This window comes from Brachybacterium sp. AOP29-B2-41 (genome assembly GCF_052378395.1).
In the GTDB taxonomy this organism is placed as follows: domain Bacteria; phylum Actinomycetota; class Actinomycetes; order Actinomycetales; family Dermabacteraceae; genus Brachybacterium.
The window spans coordinates 1-1,863 of sequence record NZ_JBQSXR010000045.1 but is presented as its reverse complement, the minus strand read 5'-3'; the positions used below and the strand labels follow the sequence as shown (position 1 = coordinate 1,863).

Genomic DNA, 1,863 nt, shown 5'->3' with positions numbered 1-1,863 from the left:
CGGTGCTGATCTCCGCACCGCCGGCGACGCTAGCTTTGAGGTCGAACGGGCGAGGGTCGAGATGACTGCTCCATCGAGGTCGCGCCTCCCGCTTCCCTGGGGGACCTGAGCCCCACCGCGACATTGATGTCGAAGCAGGGGTCGACGGCGCCGTAGAGCTACTGCGGGGCGCCACAGTCGGCTGTCGTGCCGTACCTGGGACGGCTGCGTTCGGCAGGGGCACGCCCTCCGGGCTTGAGTGCGGCGCCAAGGCCTGTCACACTATGACCTTCGTCACCCCATGGGGTTGTTTGCACTTCAGCGCACGGGCTCCTAGCTTCGATGCTCGAGCCGCAGGAACCACTATCGAACCGGGATGAGAAATTGAAGATCACAAGAACGGCTAAACTCGCTGCCGCCGCAGTTCTCGTTAGCATCGCAGCGGCAACCCCTGGGGTAGCGTTAGCAGACGATTACGCAAGTGGCACCGCCACGCCTTCCGATTCAACGCAATCGATCACTGAAACGACACCCCTACGGGCTGACTGGTGCATTAACACCGGACAGTTTCCGGAGTACAGCGGCAAGCTACATTGCGCCTACACCTTTGCCTTCAATTCAGCCCCCATCGCAAAGGTGAAGCGGGCGGGCGTTGTTGGCAGCGCTACGGGGCCAGTCAAAGAAGTGATCATCATGCAGGGCACAACCTTCTCGAACAGAAAGCAGGTTGCCAAAAGAACCACCACTGCTATGGCAGTGTCCGCAGTTGCACCTTCAGCAGCAAAGGGATGGGTGAACTGCAATGTTCCTAGCCAAGTAGAAATGTCGCTGTACTGCTGGGCGCGACCTTCGTGAGCTGGAGTGAGCGCGGACTGAAGATCTGCGCCACCCTACTCGTCGGCCTGCTCGGCAGCGCAGGCTGCTCGAGCCCGCTGCCCCCTCGAGAAACACCTCCAGTCTCATCCAGCACGGAGGAGCCCTTCAGCGTGCTCAGTCAAGAGCGGGAGGATTTCGACGTCCCTCCGCCTGGGTTTGCGGACCCGCAAATGGAGACCGAGGAATCCTCCTGGCGCCTCGCGCGCTCCTCGGAGGACATAGCGGTCTACCTAGGAAAAGCTGGAAACGACTATTGCTATTTGATCATTGAGACCGGCATTGGAACGCAGTCATGCGACGAGGCATCCGACGGCCAGCCCTTAACTCTCTTGAGCGAAACCCCTGATGGGCGCGGAACCCTCCTATACGCCGTCGTCCAGGACACATATCGAGCCCTCCGCATCGGCGAGACGACGTGCATGGTGGCAAACAACGTGGTTATCATGCAGAATCCCCCGTTAAGCGTCAGCAGAATTGAACTTCTCGACGATCAGGGCGATACGAGAGTGGAGGCGGTTCCGCCGAACGAAAGCGAGCAGAACGCCGATCTCAAGCCGGTATGTCTGTAGACAAGAATCGCCCCAGGGCTGAGAGTTTGAATGCCGTGGCCGAGCATTTCGCGGACGGCTTCATTGTTCGCGAGGGGCGAGGCCGATCGCGGCGGTCAGGTCCCGGCCATCGGCGCGCGGCGGATCGAGGCCGGCCTCATCGCACCACGTGAGCCAGGCACGACCGTTGGCGTAGTAGCCGCAGCCGTGGTTTGCGCGAGGCCGACTCCTCCCTACCTTCGGACGTCAGACAGACGTTGTTTATCTGGCTCCCGGGATGGCCGGATCTCCCCAGTTTGCGTAGATCGCCCCGCGCACCCATCGGCCAGGGACCTCAACACGGCACATCTGCCACAGTGAGCACCACCCTGCGTGACAGCTACGGCACCGTAGGCTCCCCCGTCCCACAGGGTCTAAAACGGTCGATCTGACACAGATCTGCTCGCTCGGGTATACCCCA

2 protein-coding genes are annotated in these 1,863 nt (G+C 61.2%); both read left to right on the top strand.

The features are described from left to right. The first annotated feature begins 321 nt into the window (after positions 1-321). Positions 322-834 carry a hypothetical protein gene (locus ACT3T9_RS18790; protein ID WP_444502838.1) on the top strand — a complete coding sequence of 171 codons (513 nt, stop codon included), beginning with the start codon at positions 322-324 and terminating at the stop codon, positions 832-834. 191 nt (positions 835-1,025) lie between these two features. Continuing rightward, the gene (locus ACT3T9_RS18785) at positions 1,026-1,424 is read left to right on the top strand and encodes a hypothetical protein (RefSeq protein WP_444502837.1); all 399 of its coding nucleotides are present in this window, start codon (positions 1,026-1,028) and stop codon (positions 1,422-1,424) included. Positions 1,425-1,863 lie beyond the last annotated feature (439 nt).

Excerpts from the sequence above, each read along its gene's own strand:
- ACT3T9_RS18790 (WP_444502838.1), top strand. The coding sequence starts at position 322 with ATGCTCGAGCCGCAGGAACCACTATCGAACCGGGATGAGAAATTGAAG.
- ACT3T9_RS18785 (WP_444502837.1), top strand. The coding sequence starts at position 1,026 with ATGGAGACCGAGGAATCCTCCTGGCGCCTCGCGCGCTCCTCGGAGGAC.